Here is a 22,878-nt window from a genome sequence, read left to right as displayed (position 1 = left end):
AGTGTTGGGATATTGAGATATTGTTTCGTTATTTCCGTTTTCGTATTTGGTTGTAATCAAGGAAGTATATGATTTTTAATGTCAGTTCATTTCCGTGAGGAAGGTCAATCGTGTTTTTGAAGTTCCTGTAGTAGTGCCAATTGTTGTTTTGATAATCTGAAACAGTGAAGTCATTCCCCAGCCAGTTCTCCCATCCCGCGATGATGCTGCTACCGGGTTTGAAATCCCAGGTAAAAAAGGCATCTACATTGAATACGTTGAAATTATAGTCTCTGCCACTTATAAAGGAACGCGGCTCATAATAACCATCATCTTTCACGTGGAAAAAGTTGTTATAGTGTACTGAACTCCAATAATGGCGCGTACGGAAAGTAAAATTGATCCTGGGCGTGAAATTATAAATACCGGAAGCTATCATTGTCAACTCTTTGACATTGCGAAAGCCGGCAACGGGCTCCCCATTCGCTTCCCTGGTAACATACCCTACCTGATTTTGATCGTAATTACGTGTATAGCCCCAGGTTAATGAAAACTTATTGTTGAAGCGGTAGCGAAGGTTGGTACTGATACTAACATATGGATTGTTGGGCATTGCAGCTTCGGCAAAAGAAAATTTGTATTCTGCAAACAGACGCTTGCGGCTATCTGTGCTTCCATTCAATAGGGTATAAAAATATTTGGGAATCTTCAATCGTCTGCCTGGCGTTCTCAATTCATAATAATCGTCTTTCCAGAATGGTTCTCCACCAAAAGTCAGGCTAACATCCCACATGTTTTTAAACAACCAAAATGCGGTCGTATTGATATCAAAGCTAGAAAAGGCATATGGCTTATACAACCAGCTACCGATTACATTTAAACTGTATGAATAATTAACAAATGTATTTGTTGGCTGGTATTGGTTATAACTTATACCACCTGAATAAACGATATTATTAGCGTATCCCAAATAGCCAAGATCATTATGATCATATTTGTCGGAAGTAATCTTCCCCGCAAGGGAATATTGCAACTTACCACTTACTTTCCCCAGCTTTAACTTAGCCAGATAGCCACTGTAAGGCTTTAAAAAAATACCTTGATCAGTATGAATGGTATCAAAAGCAGTAGAAGTAAAGCCTGAATATGGTGTATTTCCCAGGATGTCACTTTTCCGGGCGCTGCCTGAAATGGAATACCGGTTTGAAGTATTGAAAAATGCGAAATCCAGACCAGAAACATTAGCATCACGACCTGTGTTTTCGCGTATCACATTGGTATTGGTAAATGTTATAAATGACCGTCCTTTCAGCGCCTTGTCCAGTACAATGATGTTATAATTCGTTAAGGGGTCGGTCAAGAGGGTTGTATCTTTTCCAGTTGTCTCATTGTATAAACGAGCTTTCATAGGTGCAGCCAAGGCATTAAAGACTCCTATACCTATTTTTTTATCTGTACGGCCAGACAGTTTGAATGCGTTGTAAAGCTGGGTTACAAAAGGATTATTCTTCACTTTCCAATCAGGATTTGCCGATTCGAAGTCTGAGACATTATAATAGCCTGATGGTGTGCTCCCAATTCTCCTTGAATAAAACAATCCTGACTTGTTGAACAATTCGGTTCCCTCTGTAAAAAAGGGTCTATTCTCATCAAACTTTATTTCGAATGGAGAAAGGTTATTTACCACATTATCAGAAACGGTTTGACCATAATCAGGGATCAGTGTAGCATCGAGCGTAAAGCTTTCATTGATACCGAATTTTATATCCATACCACCATTGCGCAGAAATTCCAGATCACGAGCAGAGCCATCAGGATTTAACCTAATACCACCTGATAAATAAGGCGACAAACTTAGGCGAAGGGGTGGTTGAATATTTTGCAGGAGGTCCAGATTACCAAACTGGTTGACAAAGCCGGCTGTGTTAGGATCTACGGGGTTCCAGAAAGAAGTTTCAGTATTGCGGCGCATAAAGCGCATGAATTGAATGCCCCAAGTCTGTACATCTTTACGGGCAAAGCGAATTGAAATATAAGGAATCCGAATTTCTGCAATCCAACCATTTTCAGTCACAGCCGTCTTACTCTGCCACACAGCATCCCAAGAGCGGTCACCACCAGTTCCAAAAACGTTTAAGTCGGTATTATTAAGCTTTGCATCTGTTTGTACGTTGGCTGATGTGACCAGGAATTGAAAAGCATTCTGATGGTCATTGTAGGTATCCAGGAATAAGGAAAAAAAGTCTACGTCTTTCTGCTGCTCATCGTCCCTGGCAGTCAATTGCCGCCTTATTTGAGCAGCATCATCGTATAAGTATGCGCCTATATAAACAGCATCGTTGTCATATAGAATACGGACTTCTGAACGTACTGAAGCCGAGGATCCATTAAGGGGAATATATTGAACAAAGTCGGTAGCAACCGGAGCTGATTTCCAAACTGAATCGTCAAGGCTACCATCCAATACCGGAGGCTGCATAGTCCTTATAGCAGGAATATGTTTTTGTTGAGAAAAAGTACGGAAGAAAACTGTTGTTAACAGTACCAAAAAGAATATTCTCATATGTCAGTAAGCCGGCTTGGTAAAGCAAATATATAGTGTACACATTACATAAATAATAACTTTCGCAGTTTATGATTAAAAACCTGCAAAAAACATGGGTTTCTCTACCAATTTTGTAGTGTATTAAAAACAGAAATGTTATTTATACAGAAAAAAAATAAGAATTGAAATGTATATAGCTATAAAAACAACATATAAAAGAATAAAGGGGAATGAGAGATGGTAGCAATATAGTGATTGAAGTTGTGTATTTGTGGGAAGCAGGGAATGGGAATGTAAAATGAGATGTTGATGAAGTAGTTGGAAGAGTATGGCGTGCCAGTTATTTTGGTACCGGCACGCCTATATAAATGAGATTGCTAATTTATCCGTTTTTTCAGCACACTTACTTGTTGTTGCAGGTTGTTCACGATGCTAGCCAGTTGATTTACGTCCCAATTCAGCTGCGTATTTGCTTTTGAAAGAATCATCTGGGCCTGCCATACTTCTAATATATCTTCGGCACTGATTGTATAGGGCTGGTATGTAGGATTATCGCTAACGAGTGTATACTTATTTTTCTGGCGGTTGTTTTTCAGCATCCGTTTATATACGATGCCTTCTGTTTTAGAAACCACGATGTAGGTATTGTTATTCTTTACCTCTTCGAGGCTATTCACTTTCTCCCCAACGATAACAGAACCGCTTGGAGTAGGCATCATTGAATCGCCAATGATTTCGAAAGCCCTATAGTCGCCGCCGGAGAGCATGGGCAGGGTAAAAGTATTCAGTTCGTCAATAAATTCAGGGTCGGCGTAACCATTTAGGTAACCTGCTGCAGCTTTTACCGGAACGAAGGGGATATCGGTGCGGCCTGAAGCCAGCTTTTGGGCCCTGCGTTTGGCGATGTAGCTGCCTTTTGTTTCACTCAGGTCTTTCCTCATCAATTCATCCAATGTCAGTTTGAACATATCGGCCACTACTTCCAGTACTTCTGTCCTGGGTTCAGCCCTTTCTTCTTCATAAGCGCCCAGGAGGGATCTTTTGATGCGCAGTTTTTGGGCAAACTCCTCTTGCGTCCAGCCACGCAGCTTACGCAGGTACTTTATATTTTTATTAGCAAGAGCCATAAGACTAATATATTTAGCTGCAAAATACTAATTTATTTAGACATTTTTAGTTTAGATTTTTTTAATTTGGAGTTTTGAGGTAGAAAATGATCTTATTGATAAGTATTTGGTTCAAATTTTGGCGAACGGGGAAAAAGTAACCAATTTTGGAGTGGCAGGATTTAAGTAAAGCGTTCCGAACCCTTAACTCATTCCTGATATTTAATTTCATTGACATATACTAATTTGTGTTGGATGGTAAAAGACAAACATGAACCAGTGATACTAGTCACTAACGATGATGGTATTTCTGCACCTGGAATCAGAAACCTAATAGAAGCTGTAAAAGACCTTGGAAAAGTAGTTGTAGTAGCCCCAGACAAGCCCCAATCAGGCATGGGACATGCCATTACCATAGGAATTCCCTTAAGATTGAATAAAGTGAACATCTTTGGTGACATTGAAGCCTATCAATGCACTGGCACCCCAGTAGATTGTGTAAAGCTTGCAGTTGATAAAGTATTGCATTCCAAACCAGATATTTGCATTAGCGGGATCAATCATGGCGCTAATCACAGTATTAATGTAATTTATTCGGGCACTATGTCGGCAGCTGTTGAAGCAGCAATAGAAAGCATTCCCTCAATTGGATTTTCTTTGCTTGATTACAGCCTGGAAGCTGATTTCACAGCAGCCCGGAAGTATGCCAGGATGATTATTGAACAAATGCTTAGCACACCTTCTGACAAGCATACGGTACTGAATGTGAACATACCCAGTGCACGGCCAGAGGAGATCAAAGGGGTAAAAATTTGCAGGCAAGCCTATGCGAAATATGAAGAAGACTTTATTGAACGCCATGATCCACATGGCCGAAAATATTATTGGCTTACCGGAGAATTTGTGAATTTTGATGAAGGTGACGATACAGATGTATGGGCATTAGCTAATAATTATGTAAGCATTGTACCTGTTCAGTTTGACCTTACACATTACAGTTTAAAAGAGAAACTTGAAAAAACCTGGAAATTTGATTCTTAAAAAAGACAACCTAAAACTAGGAATACTGCTTGGCTTTTTGCTGCCACTATTTGTTGTTGTATTACTTTATTTCATGAAGTTTTCCAGCTATCCTGTTTCTGAGTTTATCAAAGCAATTGGCGAAGAAAGCAGGCTTATCACCTTCTTTGCAGCCTGGTGCATTGTAGCCAATATCGGGCTTTTTACACTATACATCAATAACAATAAGTATCAAACATCCAAAGGCATCTTTATTATTACGATCGTCTATGGTGTTCTCTTTTTGTTGCTGAAGTTATTGAATTGACCGGATCACAAATTCCACCATGTGGCGTGGGGATAATGCTCATTGATGATTATGGGCTCTCCAATCATTGGCGTTGTAAAGGCGACTTTTTTTTCTAATGCAGCCTTTGCTACTCTTATAATGGGTTCATTCCATGAATGGGTAGATAAGGCAAATTTACCCCAATGCACAGGGAAAAGCATTGCCGCTCGAAGATCAATGCAAGCCTGAACAGCTTCTTCGGGCATCATGTGAATTTGTGGCCAATTGGCATTGTATTGACCACATTCCAAAATAGCTAAATCAAAAGAATCAAACTTATCCCCTATTTCTTTGAAGTGGCTATCATAGCCAGAGTCACCACCCAGATAGAGGTTGTATCCAAAAATCTTCAATACATATGAAGTCCACAAGGAGCCGCCGCGCCTAAAGCCTCTGCCAGAAAAATGCCTGGCAGGGGTTGCGGTCAATTCAATACCATTTCTTACGTCCTCAGATTCCCACCAATCCAATTCAGTTATCAGGCGATCATTCAATCCGAGTCTTTCAAGCTTTTCACCAACACCTAAGGGGACATAACAAGATTTAACCTTGTTCCTGATATTCGAAATGGTCTTTACATCCAAGTGGTCATAATGGTTGTGTGTTAAAATGAGGATATCAATGGCAGGCAGATCATCGGCCGTATAAACATCTGACCCAGGAAATGCTTTTATCATGAATGAAAAAGGAGAAGCAAACCCACTAAAAACAGGATCTACCAATATATTGATACCATTCATGTGAATGAAGTAAGAAGAATGGCCAAACCAAATAATAACTGGTTTTTCAGACTGTATTGATTTTAAATCTGTTTTTACAGAGGGAAGCGCTACTGGTGGCTTGACATCTTCAGGCTTGTTGAGACTATCTTTTATCATCTTAAAGTAAGTAACCCCCTTGGCTAAAACGGAAGTTTTGGAAAGATTCTGAAACGCACCTCCCTTAAAATTCGCGGACTGCAAGATCCTTTCTCTATTTTTCATTGGCCCAAAGTTAAACTTCTGAATAGATGTGTCCTTACTGCAATCCCCTTATCTTTAGCCGGCAATTACAAGAGATGAAATACTATATCATAGCAGGAGAAGCTTCGGGAGATTTACATGGCAGCAATTTGGTGAAAGAACTCAAGAAGCTTGACGCCCAAGCTGATATTCGTTGCTGGGGCGGCGATTTAATGCAAGCCGCAGGTGGTATAGTAGTGAAACATTACAGGGATCTGGCTTTCATGGGTTTTGCAGAAGTTATCAAAAACCTACCTACTATCCTCAATAATCTCAAGTTTTGCAAGGAAGATATTTTACAATTCAAGCCCGATGTACTTGTGCTCATTGATTACCCAGGGTTTAATTTACGCATTGCCAAATGGGCCAAAGAGCAGGGGATTAAAGTGATCTATTACATTTCACCGCAGGTATGGGCGTGGAAAGAAAGCCGTGTCAAACTAATCAGAGACGTGGTGGATAAGATGCTGGTAATCCTACCTTTTGAAAAAGAGTATTACGAGAATAAATGGAATTATAAAGTAGAGTTTGTGGGGCACCCGCTGGCCCAAGTTGTCAAAGAATTCCTCCAAAACAATCCTGTCGAAAAAGATAAGGAACACCCAATTGTGGCCCTATTGCCCGGCAGCCGCCAGCAGGAAATAGCCAAGAAGCTTCCCATTATGCTCGAAGCATCCAAAGCTTTTCCCAATTACCAGTTTGTTGTGGCAAAGGCAACATCGCTTGATGACAACTTTTACAACGAGTTTCTTAAAGGCTATCCCCATGTTACAACTGTAAAGGGAGACACTTACAGGCTGCTGTCTAGGTCAACTGCAGCGCTTGTAACATCAGGAACGGCGACATTAGAAACAGCATTGTTTGGTGTGCCCCAGGTAGTATGTTATAAGGGGTCGGCCATTTCCTATGAAATTGCTAAGCGGCTCATTAAGGTGAAATATATTTCGCTAGTGAACCTGATTATGGATAAAATGATAGTGAAAGAGTTGATCCAGCATGAACTGACTAAAGAAAACGTGGTAAGGGAGTTGGAAACTATTTTACACAATAAGGAGCGCATCCAGCAGATCAGTGAAGATTATCGAAGTTTGAGCAACTTGCTTCAGCAAGGAGGAAATTCATCTGAAAAAGCGGCAAGGATAATTGTAGATTTCGTAATGTAGAAATATCTCTGATTACCTCAGCAGTTTGATAGCGAGGATGATCAGTGCTATAATAAAGAGAAAGATACTGAGGCGGTTGATGCCATGCATGTATTTAACAAACAGCGACTTAGGCCGGTCAGGATCAGGTTTACGTATATATAAATATTCAGCAATTTGTTTCCAAACACCCATAAAAAAACTGTATCATAAAGATACAGCTTACTTTCTCATTATAAATCCTTTGAATTATGGCGCCGGATTAGAACGGCTATTGCTACTAGAGCTACCTCTCAAATGAAAACTGTCTGGAGACAAAGCAGCAGATCTTCCTTTCTGACCTCTTCGCTTATTTTTATCAGCTTTGCCAGATTTGAACCAACCGCCAGCAGGATGGCTAATAAAAGAAAAATTAATAATATTTAAAATATACAGCCCTTTCACGTCTTTCAATCTTCTTTAATCGCAATTTACAACAGAAAAGGCAGAAAAAGGCATGTGTTTTCAATTTATTTCGATAAATAATTTGTTTTTATAGATAAAAGCGGGAAAAACATCGGCAACTAATAGGTACTAGGGCATCAGCTTAAAGCCTTCATCTTCCAGCAATTTTAATTGTTGTTTCAGGACTTCCTCCGGTATCTTCAGACTGTTGTAGCGTAATTTGAGGGAAGCGGCATAACCATCCAGGTCAGGAAAGAGCGAGGCTCTATTGATATTCATCCGCTGCAGATTTCTCAAAGCTTCCTTTCGCATTCTTACAGGCATTTCTATTTTTATAACTGCCTGGTTCCATTGCATCTTCCAAAAAAGACAGCTGACGCATGAAAGGAACTTCGGAGGTGCCAGTACTTACAAAAATGGATTGCTGCAATGAATATCTCCTGTTCAAGCGGAAAGGTTCTACTGGAAATACGAGGTATAATTTGTTGAGGTAAAAGATTTTTTCAAATACCTCCTCATTGATGAGATTATTTGAAAGCTTCAATTCTTCTGCAAATTGCTGTGAAAGTACTTCCAGAGATCTTTGCCTGAGATAAGAAAAGTTGATTGCCCAAATAGCAATATTGTAATCACGCCTTGACGTACAGTGTTCGAAAGCAAAATAAGCTGCAATAAATGGTGATTTAGTAAAATCAAGCAGGCGGGTGGGAGCTCCCTGGTGTTGCATCAGCCTGTCCACGAAATGCCCAGTTTTCTGAAAGTTCATCCACGAAACTTTTATATTCTGCCCAATTATCAAAACTCAAAGTGGTAAATGTATTTTTCATAAACCTGTGCAGGATAAATTTTGAGCCAGAAGACAATGAATTTAATATTGGGCGTTAGAGATATTGTGATTTTAAAATATTGGCATATTGGAATGTCAGAACTTGATAATTGTTATATAACTTAGTAAGCCTTGATATTAGAATTATATTTCGCCGGCGAATATGGCATTTACTTTGATGCAAATTTAGTCTTGCTAAAGAAAAACTAATGACGCTCCATCACTTTAAAGCGCTTGCGCAGGATAAGCAACGAAGAGCTCTGCTTCAAAGAGGAGCATTTGTTGCAGACCGCACTACTGATGCATTTTGCGTTTACCTTTTCCAAATAGACAAGTTCTATGTAGAGATATTTTTTATCCGTGAAAGTGATGAGATTGTTTGGATAAAAAGCTTCGAGTGTGTAGATGAGTTGGAACCCTACTTAACAAACATCAACATATCATCTCTTTTAAACTAAAACCTTCTATTTAAATCAACTGTTATGACACTTCGTGATTTTGTGTGCCTGAGTGAGATTGGGAAAGACGAGTTAGTGTGCTTTAAAGGCATAATGTTATGCGAAAATATCATACATGGATACAAGGTCATCCTTTATAGGATCGATAATTTCTTTGTAGAAGTTTATTATGACCTTCAGAAGAAGACGAAGCCCAAGTTCAAGGGCTGTGTAAGGTCGGATATGTTGATGTTGGAGGAGGCGGGATGAAGAGAAAAGATGATAGATGACAGATGGTAGAAGTTTTATAACTACCATCTGTCACCCTAACATTATCCTATCAAGAAGACGGTCATGCTTTTGGGACCGTGGGCACCTAGCACCAATGATTGCTCAATATCTGCTGTTTTAGAAGGACCTGCTATAAAAACACCAAAACCATAATCTGCATTTCCAATTTTATCATAGGCCTCATGCATTGATGAAACCAAATTTTCCTTATTTACAATCACTGCCAAGTGCTGGCAAATAAAAGGCAGCACGCGTTGAGGCACCAGGCTATCCATCGTCCACACAGCACCATTTTCAGCTACTGCTAAAGGTGATGAAATAACAGCAAGGTCTACATCTTCAAGGCTGTGGGGATCCTCATAGCCAGTATCCCCTTTATTGATAGAGGAAAGCTCCTGTACTGTGGACATGATACGATTTGCTCCGGGAAAGTTAGCTGTTAGTATATGGAGTACTTCAGTATAATTTGCTACTTCGTAAACACTACCACCAATGCCTTTCAGTACCTCGCTAAACTTTTCAACAGGACTGCTGAAGCCCTGCGGGAAGTTTTTAACAACAGGTAGCGTCATCAATTCTGGCTGGTTTTTCTTCACTGCTGTCAATATGCGCTCCCGGCTACCCCCACCCCTTAAAGAGGAGTTTAGATCATTCATACTTTTGTTGTTTGCAGACATCTTTATTCAATTAATGGGGAATTTTTGACTTTGAAGGTTCTTTGTATTGCGGCTCCCTGCCTGCAGAGGGCTGCGGTGTACCGGATCTATTTTTTTGATACCACTCTCTAAAGGATTCCTTTGGAGGTTCGGGCATTTCCCTGTTTTTGAACCATGGGTTTAATCCGTTATTCACCACAAAAGGAGCGTGTTTGATGGTCCAGCGTCCCAGTTTTCCTGCGATTTTAAACAGTGCAGGGTTAGAGAGCGTAGCTGCCATAGCCTTCATACTGGCAGCCTTTGCGCTACTCACGTAGCCATCTTTTACCAGTACCTGTCGCCATTTATATAGTTGGTCGTGGATATCAATTTTTACCGGGCAAACGTTACTGCAAGAACCACAAAGTGTAGAAGCAAACGGCAGGTCGGCATTCTTCTTCATATCCAGGTTGGGGGCGAGAATAGCACCGATAGGACCTGCCACTGCATTATGGTAGCTATGACCACCACTTCGCCTGTAAACAGGACAAGTATTAAAGCATGCACCGCAACGGATACATTTCAATGAATTACGGAATTCGGGGCGTCCCAGCTGGCGGCTTCTACCATTATCCACCAATACAATATGCATTTCCTGCCCCTTGCGTGGTTTTTTAAAATGGCTTGAGTAGGTAGTTATTGGTTGCCCGGTTGCACTTCGCGCCAACAGTCTCAGAAATACCCCGAGGTGCTTTCTTTGCGGAATAATTTTCTCGATCCCCATACAGGCGATGTGCACGTCTGCAAGATGAGCACCCATATCCGCGTTACCCTCATTGGTACATACCACCATTTCACCAGTTTCTGCTACTGCGAAGTTGACACCAGTAATAGCAAGTTTACGGGTCAGGAACTTTTCGCGCAGGTGCAGCCTGGCTGCATTGGTGAGGTATTGAGGATCTGCATTTCCTTTTGGAGTCCCCAGATGTTGGTGAAACAACTCCCCTATTTCTTCCTTTTTCCAGTGAATACAAGGCAGTACTATATGGCTCGGCGGCTCTTTGGCTAATTGGACGATGCGTTCGCCTAAATCGGTGTCGATTACCTCCACGCCATGCTCCTGAAGGTACTCGTTCAGGTGGCATTCTTCCGTAAGCATGGACTTGCTTTTTACGAGCCTGTCCACTCCGTGCTTTTGCAAGATTGAATGAACAATGCGGTTGTGCTCTTCTCCATCTGCGGCCCAGTGAACCTGAACACCATTATCTAACGCAGCTTTCTCGAACTGTTCCAAGTATTGGGAGAGGTTAGAAAGTACGTTGAATTTGATGCGAGAGGCAGTTTCGCGCAGTTCTTCCCATTCCGGGATTCCGAAAGCGGCTTTATCTCTCTTCTGTCGAATCCACCACAAGGTTTCATCATGCCAATCCACCCGAGGCTCATCCTGGTTGAATTTATCGGCGAGGGCAGCGTGATCTTTTTTCATATACTTGAACAAAATACTTTTAATAAGACTTATTCCCAGTCATCAATTTAAGCTCTCAATATCTCCATTAAGGATTTCTGCGATATGCATCACCTTGACGGGGCTTTTCTGTCGGCGCAGGATTCCTTCCATGTGCATCAGGCAGCTCATATCAGCACCAGTTATTACCTGTGCACCATTGCTTACATGGTCCTCCACACGGTCTTTACCCATTTTTACAGACACGGCTTCCTCGGCAACGCAAAATGTTCCACCAAAGCCACAACATTCATCTTTACGACTGAGCTGGATGATCTCGACACCTTCTACCATGCGCAACAGCTTTTCGGGCTTAGAGAATGGAGGCGCCACTAATTCGGTCATTTGAGACAGCTTCAGGCCTCTTTGTCCATGGCAGCTTTGGTGCATACCCACTTTATATGGGAATTTAGCATCCAGCTTTTCTACTTTTAGAACGTCAGTAAGGAACTCGGTGAGTTCGTACACTTTGCCGCGGATGGCTTTTGCTATTTCTTCATGCTCTTCATCATGTAAGTGGTCTTTAACATGAAGCGTACAGCTACCGGAAGGACAAACGATATAATCGAAGTCTTTGAAGTTTTTGATGAAAAGGCTGTTGCAGCCATGAGTGAGGTGTTCAAAGCCGGAATTGGCCATTGGCTGGCCACAACAGGTTTGATTCATTGGGAACACTACATTCACACCAAGTTTTTCGAGCAGTGACAAAGTGGCTTTTGCTACCTGCGGGTAAAACTGGTCTACATAACATGGGATAAATAAACCTACGGTCATAGACTAACGTCTTGAGTAATTGAATAGTATTTTAATTCAATGATATCTGTTGGTAATAGTTTGCTGTTCCACTCTGAGTGGATAGCTAATGCTGCGCCTACTGCTGTAGCCTGTGCCATGGAAGCGGAGAATATCTCAAGCTTTGGAAAAGCTGCTGCGAGCAGGTTCATGTAAATGGGGTTTTTGCTGAAGCCGCCATCCACAAACAATCTTTTTACGCTACTGTTCATCACCAGCTCAGTGGAAGCCTTCTGGGCGGTTACCAAGTCCAAGATGAGTTGGTGATAAGCTTCTGTATAAGTATTAAAAGAAGCCAAGTCTCTTTGTGCGAATGGAGATTCCTTGAGTCCGTCTTTACTTACAGATGTCAAGCCTGCATCGCTGCGGCCTTTCAGTTTGGCTATGATTTCAGGATCGTAACCAACAGTTTTGTATTTGGCTGTATCCACATTAAAATGCTCGGCAATCCTTTTTACCTGCTGCTCGTGCTCGTAACCAGCAAAGAGGCGGGAAGATTTTACCGGCTGTCCTTTGTAAGTGAGGTACGCCAGGCAGTCACTTTTCAGTTCTTCTTCAGTAAGCGGCGTGTTGTTGAACGGATTCATGCTGATGCACCAAGTGCCTGTGGAGATGAGCATGAAGGGCTCGTGAAAGCTCACCAGGTAAGGAATCAGGGCAGAGGAACTATCGTGCAGACCAATGCCTACACTGTAGCCAGTGCCTGGGAATGTGGGTGCTAATACAGAATCAGAAGGAACCAAGGGAGCCAATTTTTCTATGATACCTTCTTTGTATACCCATTCGTGGTAATCATTCTTAGTAAAGTCCCAAAGGTTGGTATGACAACCAATGGAAGTAATATCGGTAACCGGCTGTCCAGTAAGTAAGTAACTCATGTACTGGGGCAGGTGCAGTGCATATTTTATATTAGCGTACACATCCGGCTTCTCATATTTCATGCGGTAGAGTTGCATCCCGGAATTAAGGTTGCCAAGAACCGGAGAAGCTGTGAGCATAGAAAACTGCTGTTCACCACCATAAGTGTCGTAAAACTGTTTTTGAAGCGCGGGATCATAAGGCTTCAGGTAATTATACAGAGGGGTAAGAGGCTTGCCTTCTTCATCAATGTAGACAAAGGAAGCACCGTAGGTGGCAAAGTTGATGGCCTTGATCTGAAATTCCTTTTTGCTGAAGGCAGCCCTCAGGGAATCAAAGACCGATAGGCGCAGGTTTTCCAAGTTGTCACAAGGGAAACCATCCTCGTCCACAGTTTCGATGAACTTGGCCGACTGCTCATAAACCATCTGGTAGTTCTCGTCGAACAAAAACAGTTTTTTGTTGGTTTTACCAACATCAAATATCGCGATAACAGGAGTGCTCATTAGTGCGTTGCAATTTGAAATTTGAAATTAGAGATGGTCGGAATTTCTCTTCGTTTCAATAGTTCTGTCCAAAGCTAATTGGAGCAAAAGTAGGGATATGATTAAAAATTAGCCGGATATTCAACAAATCCGGCTAATTCTGCAGAGTTAAGTATTGTCATCTAAGGTTTACAGTCCTGTGGAAACGGCTTTCAGGCCTCTTTCTCCGATCAGAGCCTTGCGGAGTTCCAGTTGACGGAAAGCCTGCAGGGTCTGCAGGGCGCCACCACTACGCAGACGGGCTTCTGCCACAATAGCGCGAACGTCTGTACGGGCAGCAGTTTGGAGGATCTCCTGACAACGAACTACATCATTAGCTTGCTGTGCTTCAGCCAGTGCTTTTCTATCAACCAGCAACGCCTGGGTATAAGCAATCATGATCGCTTCTACCGATTGCAGCAGGTCTTCCAGCGGATCTTTCACGTTATGAGAAGCATCGATCATCCAACCCAGATCGGTAGCATGGTTCATACCTCTTGCATCCATACCTTCTACCAGTTCGTTGAAGATCAGGAACAGCTGGTAAGGCTTTACAGAACCTACCGTCAGGTCATCATCACCATATTTGGAGTCGTTGAAGTGGAAGCCACCCAGTTTACCTTCCATGAGGAGGAGGGAAACGATCTGCTCGATGTTGGCATTGGGCAGGTGGTGTCCTAAGTCAACCAGCGTATAAGCTTTTTCACCCAGTTTAGAGGCATAGAGGTAAGACTGGCCCCAGTCGCCAACAGACATAGAATAGAAGTTAGGCTCGAAGGCTTTGTATTCTACGAACATCTTCCAGTTGTCGGGAAGGGCAGCATAAACTTCCTGCAGGCTTTCCAGTGTGTTTTGGAAGGCTTTGCGGAAATTGAGCTGGCCAGGGAAGCTGGAACCATCAGAGAGCCATACAGTCAGTGACTCAGAGCCCAGTTCTATACCATGCCTGATCACTTCGATGTTGTGGTCAACCGCTTGTTTGCGCACGGCTTTGTCCACGTGCTGCATAGAACCAAACTTGTAGCTCAGTTTCTGATCGGGCTGATCCTGGAAGGTGTTAGAGTTTACCGCATCGAATTTCAGGCCATGCTGTGCAGCTAATGCTTTTATGGCAGCAGGGTTCTGAGGAATGTCCCAAGGAATGTGCAAAGAAATGGCACCGCTGGACCTATTAAGTTGATGCAACAAACCTACGTCTTCGATCTTTTCTTCCAGGCTACGGGGTTCACCACCTCCAGCGAAACGACCAAAGCGAGTACCACCGGTACCCAGGGCCCATGAAGGGATAGCTACCTGGAAGTCGATTAACTTTTGTAATACTTCATCAATGTTTTTTACATAGGAAGCAGCAAAGTCAAATCTGCGTTTGTGCTCAGCCAAGCCAGCCTGGTTGAACTCTTCGATTTTGTATTTCTCTAATAACATAGAAACAATGATTGATAATTTTCAGGTTATAATAAAAAACGTGAATGGTCAATGGTGAATGGAGAATTCTTCAAAGATGAAATGTCAACATGAGGAAATCCCTTTCACGTTTGAGCGTCATCACGGTAAATAAAAAACTTCTTTCAAAGGGGTACTAACGGGTGAGTTATCAGGATTTGACGCCATGATATCTCCCATGTACTTCCACCAGCGTTGCATCACAGGTTTTTCCGGTAATTTATCTACTGCTTCCTGATCGGCAACCTTCATGAAACCAAAGAGGCTGTTGGTAGTTTCGTCCAAAAAGATAGAGTATTCGGAGATGCCGCTTTCTATTAACAGAGCCTGAAGTTCGGGCCAAATCTCATCGTGGCGTTTTTTGTATTCTTCTTCAAAACCTTTGAACAATTGCATTTTGAAAGCTACTCGCTGCATAGAATGGGGTTTGGAGTATGATATATAAATTAAAAAGTCACCAAGCTACAAAAGAACGTATTGGCTTTGTAAAACTTAGTGACTTTTATCAATCAAAATGGTCTTTTTATCTTGTAAAGGCCATTGCTACGCCACCATCTACGTTCAATGTATTACCAGTTGATTTATTCATCAAGCCACCTGCAAAAGCAAAGCAGGCATTGGCGATATCTTCTGGCAGGATCACTTCGTTTAACAATGTACGTTTTGCATAGTAAGCAGGCAGTTCTTCTACGGTAATGCCATAAGCTTTGGCACGACCTTCGGCCCAACCACCGGCCCAGATATTAGAATCAGCAATTACCGCATCCGGGTTTACTGTGTTCACACGGATCTTATCGCCACCCAATTCAGCAGCCAGCAAACGAGTCAGGTGAGCTTGTGCTGCTTTTGCAGAACCATAACCAGCGTTGTTAGGACCAGCCACTACAGAGTTCTTAGATACGATGTTGATGATATCGCCACCGATGTTTTGCTTGCGCATTACAGCTACTGCAGCTTTAGAAACCAGGAACTGACCTTTTACCAAGATGTCGTACAGCCTGTCCCACTCTTCTTCTGTATGATCTGTAATAGATTTGGAGATAGAGATACCAGCGTTGTTCACGATCAGGTCCACACCACCAAAAGCCAGTACAGCGTCTACCATTGCTTTTTCAATGCTTTGAGCATCGGTTACGTTCAATGAGGTAGCAGCAACAGCATCTTTACCGAATTGTTTTTTGAATTCTTCGGTAGTGGCTTGCACTCTTTCCAGGTTGATGTCGTTGATGATCACGCAGGCGCCTTCTTCAGCAAATTTCTTAGCGATTGATTTACCGATACCGCCACCGCTGCCGGTCACCAATGCAATGCGTCCGCTTAATGCTTTTGGCTTAGGCATGCGTTGCAATTTGGCTTCTTCCAACAGCCAGTATTCAATATTAAAAGCTTCCTGACGAGGCAGTGAAGTGTACTCAGAAACAGCCTCGGCACCCTTCATTACATTGATGGCATTGATGTAGAACTCAGCAGCCACCCTAGCAGTTTGTTTATCTTTTGAGAAAGTAAACATACCTACACCAGGATACAGGATCACTACCGGGTTGGCATCACGTATAGCCGGAGAGTTTGGATGCTTGCAGGTGTTGTAATAGTCTGCATACATCTTCCTGTATTCGTCGAACTGAGGAGCCAGTTTAGCTTTCAGAGCAGCCACATCGCTCAGGTCTTCACCAGGAACCAGGTTCAGCACCAACGGAGAAATCTTCGTGCGCAGGAAGTGGTCAGGGCAAGAAGTTCCCAAAGGAGCCAAACGCTCTAAGTCGTTGGAGTTGATGTACTCCAGTACGCGATCGTCATCGGTGAAATGACCAATCATTTTAGTTTGAGAAGAGCAGAAGCCACGCAGAACGGGTGCTAAAGCAGCAGCTTTTTGCAGGCGCTCTTCTTTAGGTAAAGACTGGATCTTAGCGCCACCGAAAACAGGGCGTTTTTTACCAATATTTTGTTCCAGGTATTCAGCACAACGCTCAATTACTTCAAGCGTGTTGATATAGCTTTCGTAAGCAGTATCGCCCCAAGTAAACAAACCGTGAGATCCTAAGAAGATACCACGGATGCCAGGGTTTTCGTCCAGGCACTGCTTTAATTGCAGCCCCAGATCGAAGCCGGGCTTTTGCCAACCTACCCAACCCATTGTGCCGCCAAACAGCTCTTCCACGATCTTCTTACCATCTTTAGCGGCAGCAATTGCAATCGCTGCATCGGGATGCAAGTGGTCGATGTGTTTGAAAGGAAGGAAACCATGTAAAGGCGTATCGATAGAAGGAGCTTTTGAATTAAGGTCGTAGATACAGTGGTTGAACAGTTCTACCATTTCATCTTCATGCTCGATGCCACGATATATATTTTTAAGAGCGCGCAGGCGGTCTACATATAAAGCCGCAAGTCCGCTTTTTTTCAATGTGCCCAGGTCACCACCAGAGCCTTTTACCCACATTACCTCCACATCGTTACCTGTCAGGGGATCTTTGGCCATTGCCTTGCAGGAGGTGTTACCACCACCATAGTTGGTCAGGCGCAGGTCTGCTCCCAAGAGGTTAGAACGATAGATCAGAAGAGCCACTTCATCGCCAGCCAGTTCGGCTGCCTTGGCTTCGTCCCACAAATAGCTTACATGCTTAAAGGTTGAAGTTTGGATTGACATTTTGTTTACTTTATAGTTGAATATTCGAATACAATTGACGATACATGTGAAATGTTAACCAGGCATTTCACAATTCATTATTTTAATGAGATGCAGCTACTGCATCAGGTTTTAATGAGTTACCATAGCCTACCAGCAGTACAGATGCGATGATGACAAGGATACCTAAGATAATTGACGTTTTTGTTTTCTTGCTTACGCCACCCCATTCTTTCAGGATGAGCCCCCATGCGTTGGCAACCAGGATAATAAATGCCATGTGCAGGATCCATGAAGAAGGACCATTGCCCAGTTTACTTTCACCCATGCCATAGAAGAAGAACTGTAAGAACCAAGTAAGACCTGCCAGGGCAGAAAAGATGTAGTTTTTAGCAAGCGGCGCCTTGCTATCTGCATAGTCACCAAAAGTCCGGTTGCGAGCATTCAGCATCATACACCAGATAAGGTTAGTGGTTAAACCACCCCACAAAACTACTACATAAGTCACATTGTTTTGATACAAGAACGAGCCCTGGCCTGGATTTGCTTTTTGCCAAAGTACGTTAGCCACATCAGCCATAGGTTTGCCAGCTTCGAGGCCAAAGTTGAAGCAAGCGCTGAGTAAGCCAGAGATGATTGCAACGGTAAGGCCTAAACCGAATTTGTACTCGGCTTTTACAACCATACCGTGCGGATCTTTTGCGACCCCACTGGTTAATTCCTTTTCTTTTAACATACCGGCACGGCCACAGAGTATAATGCCGATAATACAAATGGCCAAACCTAACAATACGATCTGCCCCCATGAAGTGCCGGTGAGCTGGCTAAATGTATCCTTACCTTCTTTTGGAAAGACATTGTAATAAATTGAGGGAACCAGGGAACCCAAAACCATGCACAATCCGAGGATGATGCTACTACCCAGCGATACACCAAGGTAACGAACTCCTAACCCATAAGTAAGGCCACCAATACCCCAGAGCACACCAAAGAGGTAGGTATAAAAGAGCGTGCTGCCATCGGCAGCAGCGATAATATCTTCAAAGTTTGGAATTGTGAGATAAGCGGCTAATGGCGGAACAATCAACCAGGAAAAGAGACCTCCGATCAACCAATAAGATTCCCAAGCCCAACCCCTAACTTTTTTGTAGGGAATATAAAAACTGCCCGAGGCGAAACCGCCAATAAAATGAAAGATAACTCCTAAAATAGCTTGCATAGTTAGATTTTTTCTATATGGCGCACAATTTATAGTAGAACGCGCATAAAAGTATTAGCAATTGTCAACGTGACTATCATGGACTGTCATGTCGAATTTACTTTAAAAAATGGCTTTAAGTATTTTTTAACAGGAAGAGACGGGGAGGGAAGATTAAGGAGATTTCGGATTTGGGATTTGGGATTTCGGAATATGGGGATTTGAAGTTTAAGGTTTGAGGTTCGGAGTTTGGATTGTAGAGTTAAGGGAGGGGGATCAAAACTTGGAAGGTGGGGGTTGGTTTTGTACCTTTAGGCGCAGTTCCATTGACTCCGTTCAGGGCTTTGAAGGCGTTCTGCCTATAGGTTGTTTTCCCCTTATTTATGAGCATTTGCTCAATTCAGATCGAAGCATAGTCGAAAGATAGTCGAAAGATGGTCGAAGTAGCCTAGGCTTAGGTACGGCTGATGTATACCTAAAGTACGGCTTAGGTATGGAGTAAGTATGGGGTAAGTAGAGGAAATGGAGGGACGCTGTTGGAATACTCTAGCCCTACTTTAAGTATACTGTATGTATACTGAATCTACGAATGATGAAGTATTGTACTGATGAACTATATTATCTTCCACCAAAGTGAAGAAAAAACCCTTTGATTAGATTTCCCAAATCATCTGTTTATCATTTTTTCCAAGGTTTTAGCTCCAACGCGCGAAGGTGATTGTTCAAGACTCAACAGATAACTTATTTTCCCGTCTTTTATTTTCCAGATATCCTGGTAAAGCATTGAGTCTCGAATCCTATCCTTATAAGCCCATTTATTATAGACCAGCGCCATGACCCATTCTTCATTTTCGTCCAGATTTTTAAGCGGAAATGCAGCAATAACATCATTGGATGCAAATTGCAATCCTGCACGTTTTTTGAGAAGCCTGTCTATCATCGCATCCCGGTCTGCTTTACCTCTTCTTCCATCTGGCATATCATAAGTCATACTGTCAGCTATCAATGATTTCATTTCACTTATAGATTTTTCATCCCAGGCTTTATACATTTTCAATACTGTTCTAATATTTTCATGATTACCTATTTGCCAGTGTTTCAGCCTTACAGGATAATCATATTCTTTAATTTCCGGTAATGCAGCAACAGTGTCCTGGTGGGAAATTTCCGACTGTTGTTGTTTATTACGCTGTGTACAGGAGATTATAATAGCCAAAAGCGCAAATAAGGTTATATATTTCATACTTAGTTATTTAGTATTAAGGGCTGTGGCTGGTGTTGTAGCGATTTACTTGAAAATTTAAGAATAAAATCTGAAGAAATATTAAGAAATATCATCAACCCGCCATTTTACTATTAAATCCAACTATCCTATTGCTTCATAAAAAGAGTATTATAAATTTTCATTAGCAAATTTCAAAGGAGCGGTTCATATATTATATAAGTTCCGAGGCCAAACCCATTTAAATTTTCGCTTATCCTTGTCTGCATTAAATTACACTTTCACAATTCAAAACCAAGAACATGCATCTACCTGCACAAATAGCGCAACACTTAAGAGCAGTCTATTTTGGAGGGAACTGGACTTCTGTTGACCTTACAAAAACTTTAGCAGATGTAACCTGGGAACAAGCAACCGCACAGGTTTATTCATTGAATACGATTGCCACTCTTGTTTATCATACCAATTATTATATAAACGCAGTTGCCAAAGTTTTACAGGGAGAACCGCTGAATGCCAAGGATCAATATAGTTTTAATCATCCACCTGTTCGCTCGCAAACGGATTGGGAAAACCTCCTGGATCTAACGTGGAAAGAGGCTGAAAACTTTGCCGGTCTGATAGAACATTTACCAGAGAACAAACTTGAGGAAATTTTTGTGGATGAAAAATACGGCAACTATTACCGAAACCTTCATGGCATCATTGAACATATTCATTACCACTTAGGGCAAATAGTCCTAATCAAAAAAATACTCTTGCAGAAAGAGGATTTATAGCAGGACACCGGGCTAGGCCTTTAACAGAGAGCACATACACAAATGACCACATGAGCTTGTACCTGTGCAACGTATGTGTTGCCGTTATTTGTAATAGCAAGAAGCCAACTTGAATAACATAGCCTGATCATTGTCTGCAGTACTTTTGAATTATGAATCGACTTGATTATACTATAAGAAATGCGGAGCCTGGTGAGTTTGAGGAGATCGGGAAACTGATGGTGGAAGTTTATTCGCAGCTGGAGGGATTTCCTAAACAATCGGAACAACCTGAATATTATCAAATGCTTTCGAATATAGGAACATTCACCTATAAACCAGGGACTGAACTCCTAGTGGCAGTTTCTACAGAGGGTAAGATACTAGGTGGGGTGGTTTATTTTAGCGATATGCAATATTATGGGTCTGGAGGTATTGCAACAAAGGAACAAAATGCCGCGGGTTTCCGATTGCTAGCTGTTGATCCAAGCGCCAGGGGATATGGTATTGGCAAACACCTGACAAACGAATGTATCCGGAAGGCTAAAGAACAAGGACTTGCCCAAATGATCATTCATAGCACTAAGGCGATGCAAACAGCGTGGACAATGTATGAGGGGCTTGGCTTCAGAAGATCAGAGGATCTGGATTTCATCCAAGGCGGTTTTCCTGTTTGTGGTTTCAGGTTAAGGCTTGATTAGGCCAACATAAAACTTTTTCATGTTTACACATTTTAAGGGAAAATGATTTACAGACAAGGTAATATTAACGATCTTGAACAACTTAAACAGTTGGCATTGAAGTCGAGCAGGAAATGGACACCCAGGAAGATTTTTAGGGCAGTTTGGGCGTTTGGGGGTATCGGATTTACTATATGGTTGTTTTATTCTTTCCAGGCAAAGGGAGTTGATGAAGCTAATTTCCAGGATAGCAGAGGTGTTACTGTAGAACAGAATGAAGATTATATTTCGTTTACTCCAACTAAGGATTTTAAGGAGATATTTATTTTTTATCCTGGAGCTATGGTCGATCCTAAAGCTTATGTGCCCCTTTGCAGGAAGATTGCTGATCATGATATAAAAGTCCTTTTGATGAAGATGCCATGGAGGCTTGCATCGAAAGGATATCATAAACCAATTGAGCTCAACCTTTTTGCAGATACTTCAAAAGAATACATCCTGGCAGGACATTCACAGGGTGCAAAAATGGCTGCTCAATTTGTATTTGAGCACCCTGGATTGATTGACAAACTGATTTTGATAGGAAGTACTCATCCAAGGGATATTTCTCTTTCCGGCATCATGATCCCTGTCATGAAAATTTACGGGTCGAAGGACGGCGTTGCAGATATGGAAACTATTAACCGGAATAAATCCAAGTTACCTAAGACTACGAAATATATACTTATCAGAGGTGCCAATCATTCACAATTTGGGTATTACGGATTCCAGTTGGGAGATCATAAAGCAGATATTTCGCGGGATCAACAACAGGAAGAAACATTAAAGAGTATTCTTACTTTTTTAATCCCAGACACAACAACATTCAATAAAAATTAAGCTATATCTGAAATGATTGAATTGAGGGAGGCGCAGTTTTCAGACTATGCTGCAATTGCGAAACTACACGCTGAAAGCTGGAAGCAAAATTATCGAGGTATATACAGTGATCACTTTTTGGACAATGAGGTTGAACAAGACCGTTCTGATGTCTGGCACCAAAGGCTTCAATTTCCAAGCAAAAACCAACGGGTTACTATTGCAACCCAGGATGGGAGTATTGTAGGTTTCTCCTGCCTCTATTACAATGATGATCCGAATTTCGGATCGTTACTAGACAATTTGCACATTTCAACAAGTGTGCAGGGATCCGGCATAGGTACTTTATTGATCAGATCGTGTGCAACACAAATTTTTGATAATTGTACCAGCGATAAGATGTATTTATGGGTTTATGAGTCAAACATCAAGGCCAGGAAGTTTTATGAACGATTAGGAGGAGTCAAGCTTGAAACGGTTGAAAAGCAGAATCCCGATCAAACTCTTTCACGTGTATGCAGATATATCTGGAATGATGTTTCCGCTTTACTTTAACTGATAAGATAATATAACTGTCGCATCTTCCTTGCCATGCTTAAGATAATAATTGAATTGTTAACTTTATTTTACCACTACAGAAAAGCAGATCATTGTTATTCTTTAA

General features: G+C 41.9%; 24 protein-coding genes. 8 read left to right on the top strand and 16 right to left on the bottom strand.

Annotated features, from left to right (window positions below; genetic code table 11):
• Positions 1 to 28: 28 nt before the first annotated feature.
• Together OCK74_RS04500 and OCK74_RS04495 are read right to left on the bottom strand one after the other, a co-directional pair.
• Entirely contained in the window at positions 29 to 2,542 is a 2,514-nt protein-coding gene (locus OCK74_RS04500) for a DUF5916 domain-containing protein (RefSeq protein ID WP_279295808.1), read from the bottom strand.
• Positions 2,543 to 2,901: 359 nt separating this feature from the next.
• On the bottom strand, positions 2,902 to 3,651 hold the full coding sequence (locus OCK74_RS04495; protein ID WP_279295807.1) for an XRE family transcriptional regulator: 750 nt from the start codon (positions 3,649 to 3,651) through the stop codon (positions 2,902 to 2,904).
• 234 nt (positions 3,652 to 3,885) lie between these two features.
• Here OCK74_RS04495 and surE point away from each other — a divergent pair, with 234 nt between their 5' ends.
• Together surE and OCK74_RS04485 are read left to right on the top strand one after the other, a co-directional pair.
• Positions 3,886 to 4,671 (top strand): 5'/3'-nucleotidase SurE, encoded by a 786-nt coding sequence (gene surE, locus OCK74_RS04490; protein WP_279295806.1) that lies wholly within the window; start codon positions 3,886 to 3,888, stop codon positions 4,669 to 4,671.
• Positions 4,661 to 4,957 (top strand): hypothetical protein, encoded by a 297-nt coding sequence (locus OCK74_RS04485; protein WP_279295805.1) that lies wholly within the window; start codon positions 4,661 to 4,663, stop codon positions 4,955 to 4,957. The genes surE and OCK74_RS04485 overlap by 11 nt, the downstream gene beginning before the upstream one ends.
• A 5-nt stretch (positions 4,958 to 4,962) precedes the next feature.
• Here OCK74_RS04485 and OCK74_RS04480 read toward each other — a convergent pair whose 3' ends face one another.
• A complete protein-coding gene (locus OCK74_RS04480; protein WP_279295804.1) occupies positions 4,963 to 5,961 on the bottom strand; it encodes an MBL fold metallo-hydrolase in 999 nt (332 codons plus the stop codon).
• Positions 5,962 to 6,035: 74 nt separating this feature from the next.
• On the opposite strand from OCK74_RS04480, the gene lpxB reads away from it, so the two are divergent.
• Positions 6,036 to 7,142, top strand: a complete 1,107-nt coding sequence (lpxB, locus tag OCK74_RS04475; RefSeq protein ID WP_279295803.1) for a lipid-A-disaccharide synthase — start codon at positions 6,036 to 6,038, stop codon at positions 7,140 to 7,142.
• Between the two features lie 12 nt (positions 7,143 to 7,154).
• On the opposite strand, the gene OCK74_RS04470 is transcribed toward lpxB, so the two are convergent.
• The 4 genes from OCK74_RS04470 to OCK74_RS04455 all read right to left on the bottom strand — a co-directional run bounded on the left by OCK74_RS04470 (position 7,155) and on the right by OCK74_RS04455 (position 8,331).
• Positions 7,155 to 7,316: a DUF6728 family protein gene (locus tag OCK74_RS04470; RefSeq protein ID WP_279295802.1), complete on the bottom strand. Its 162-nt coding sequence runs from the start codon at positions 7,314 to 7,316 to the stop codon at positions 7,155 to 7,157.
• A gap of 54 nt (positions 7,317 to 7,370) precedes the next feature.
• Positions 7,371 to 7,574 (bottom strand): hypothetical protein, encoded by a 204-nt coding sequence (locus OCK74_RS04465; RefSeq protein WP_279295801.1) that lies wholly within the window; start codon positions 7,572 to 7,574, stop codon positions 7,371 to 7,373.
• A 120-nt stretch (positions 7,575 to 7,694) separates the two neighbouring features.
• The gene (locus OCK74_RS04460; RefSeq protein ID WP_279295800.1) at positions 7,695 to 7,844 is read right to left on the bottom strand and encodes a hypothetical protein; all 150 of its coding nucleotides are present in this window, start codon (positions 7,842 to 7,844) and stop codon (positions 7,695 to 7,697) included.
• A complete protein-coding gene (locus tag OCK74_RS04455) occupies positions 7,831 to 8,331 on the bottom strand; it encodes an FRG domain-containing protein (protein ID WP_279295799.1) in 501 nt (166 codons plus the stop codon). The genes OCK74_RS04460 and OCK74_RS04455 overlap by 14 nt, the downstream gene beginning before the upstream one ends.
• Before the next feature lie 269 nt (positions 8,332 to 8,600).
• On the opposite strand from OCK74_RS04455, the gene OCK74_RS04450 reads away from it, so the two are divergent.
• On the top strand, positions 8,601 to 8,849 hold the full coding sequence (locus tag OCK74_RS04450; protein WP_279295798.1) for a hypothetical protein: 249 nt from the start codon (positions 8,601 to 8,603) through the stop codon (positions 8,847 to 8,849).
• A 311-nt stretch (positions 8,850 to 9,160) separates the two neighbouring features.
• Here the strand turns inward: OCK74_RS04450 and OCK74_RS04445 are convergent, their stop codons facing one another.
• The 9 genes from OCK74_RS04445 to OCK74_RS04405 all read right to left on the bottom strand — a co-directional run bounded on the left by OCK74_RS04445 (position 9,161) and on the right by OCK74_RS04405 (position 19,939).
• A complete protein-coding gene (locus OCK74_RS04445; protein ID WP_279295797.1) occupies positions 9,161 to 9,775 on the bottom strand; it encodes a LutC/YkgG family protein in 615 nt (204 codons plus the stop codon).
• A 31-nt stretch (positions 9,776 to 9,806) separates the two neighbouring features.
• Entirely contained in the window at positions 9,807 to 11,240 is a 1,434-nt protein-coding gene (locus OCK74_RS04440; RefSeq protein WP_279295796.1) for a lactate utilization protein B, read from the bottom strand.
• A 42-nt stretch (positions 11,241 to 11,282) separates the two neighbouring features.
• Complete coding sequence (locus OCK74_RS04435; protein WP_279295795.1) at positions 11,283 to 12,032, bottom strand: (Fe-S)-binding protein; 750 nt, start codon at positions 12,030 to 12,032, stop codon at positions 11,283 to 11,285.
• Positions 12,029 to 13,414 carry an FGGY-family carbohydrate kinase gene (locus OCK74_RS04430; RefSeq protein ID WP_279295794.1) on the bottom strand — a complete coding sequence of 462 codons (1,386 nt, stop codon included), beginning with the start codon at positions 13,412 to 13,414 and terminating at the stop codon, positions 12,029 to 12,031. Before OCK74_RS04430 ends, OCK74_RS04435 begins: the two co-directional genes overlap by 4 nt.
• A 168-nt stretch (positions 13,415 to 13,582) precedes the next feature.
• Positions 13,583 to 14,857, bottom strand: a complete 1,275-nt coding sequence (locus OCK74_RS04425; RefSeq protein WP_279295793.1) for a sugar isomerase — start codon at positions 14,855 to 14,857, stop codon at positions 13,583 to 13,585.
• Positions 14,858 to 14,977: 120 nt separating this feature from the next.
• Positions 14,978 to 15,292 (bottom strand): L-rhamnose mutarotase, encoded by a 315-nt coding sequence (gene rhaM, locus OCK74_RS04420; protein ID WP_279295792.1) that lies wholly within the window; start codon positions 15,290 to 15,292, stop codon positions 14,978 to 14,980.
• Between the two features lie 106 nt (positions 15,293 to 15,398).
• The gene (locus tag OCK74_RS04415; RefSeq protein WP_279295791.1) at positions 15,399 to 17,519 is read right to left on the bottom strand and encodes a bifunctional aldolase/short-chain dehydrogenase; all 2,121 of its coding nucleotides are present in this window, start codon (positions 17,517 to 17,519) and stop codon (positions 15,399 to 15,401) included.
• An 82-nt stretch (positions 17,520 to 17,601) separates the two neighbouring features.
• Entirely contained in the window at positions 17,602 to 18,717 is a 1,116-nt protein-coding gene (rhaT, locus tag OCK74_RS04410; protein WP_279295790.1) for an L-rhamnose/proton symporter RhaT, read from the bottom strand.
• A 646-nt stretch (positions 18,718 to 19,363) separates the two neighbouring features.
• Positions 19,364 to 19,939 carry a nuclear transport factor 2 family protein gene (locus tag OCK74_RS04405; protein WP_279295789.1) on the bottom strand — a complete coding sequence of 192 codons (576 nt, stop codon included), beginning with the start codon at positions 19,937 to 19,939 and terminating at the stop codon, positions 19,364 to 19,366.
• A 281-nt stretch (positions 19,940 to 20,220) separates the two neighbouring features.
• Here OCK74_RS04405 and OCK74_RS04400 point away from each other — a divergent pair, with 281 nt between their 5' ends.
• From OCK74_RS04400 to OCK74_RS04385, 4 genes are all read left to right on the top strand, one after another.
• Positions 20,221 to 20,697 carry a DinB family protein gene (locus OCK74_RS04400; RefSeq protein ID WP_279295788.1) on the top strand — a complete coding sequence of 159 codons (477 nt, stop codon included), beginning with the start codon at positions 20,221 to 20,223 and terminating at the stop codon, positions 20,695 to 20,697.
• 152 nt (positions 20,698 to 20,849) lie between these two features.
• On the top strand, positions 20,850 to 21,377 hold the full coding sequence (locus OCK74_RS04395) for a GNAT family N-acetyltransferase (protein ID WP_279295787.1): 528 nt from the start codon (positions 20,850 to 20,852) through the stop codon (positions 21,375 to 21,377).
• Positions 21,378 to 21,419: 42 nt separating this feature from the next.
• Positions 21,420 to 22,235, top strand: a complete 816-nt coding sequence (locus OCK74_RS04390) for an alpha/beta hydrolase (RefSeq protein WP_279295786.1) — start codon at positions 21,420 to 21,422, stop codon at positions 22,233 to 22,235.
• Positions 22,236 to 22,247: 12 nt separating this feature from the next.
• Positions 22,248 to 22,769 carry a GNAT family N-acetyltransferase gene (locus tag OCK74_RS04385; RefSeq protein ID WP_279295785.1) on the top strand — a complete coding sequence of 174 codons (522 nt, stop codon included), beginning with the start codon at positions 22,248 to 22,250 and terminating at the stop codon, positions 22,767 to 22,769.
• Positions 22,770 to 22,878: the final 109 nt, after the last annotated feature.

It is taken from the genome of Paraflavisolibacter caeni (genome assembly GCF_025628885.1).
GTDB lineage: Bacteria > Bacteroidota > Bacteroidia > Chitinophagales > Chitinophagaceae > Flavisolibacter > Flavisolibacter caeni.
This window is presented reverse-complemented; position numbering and strand designations above follow the sequence as displayed.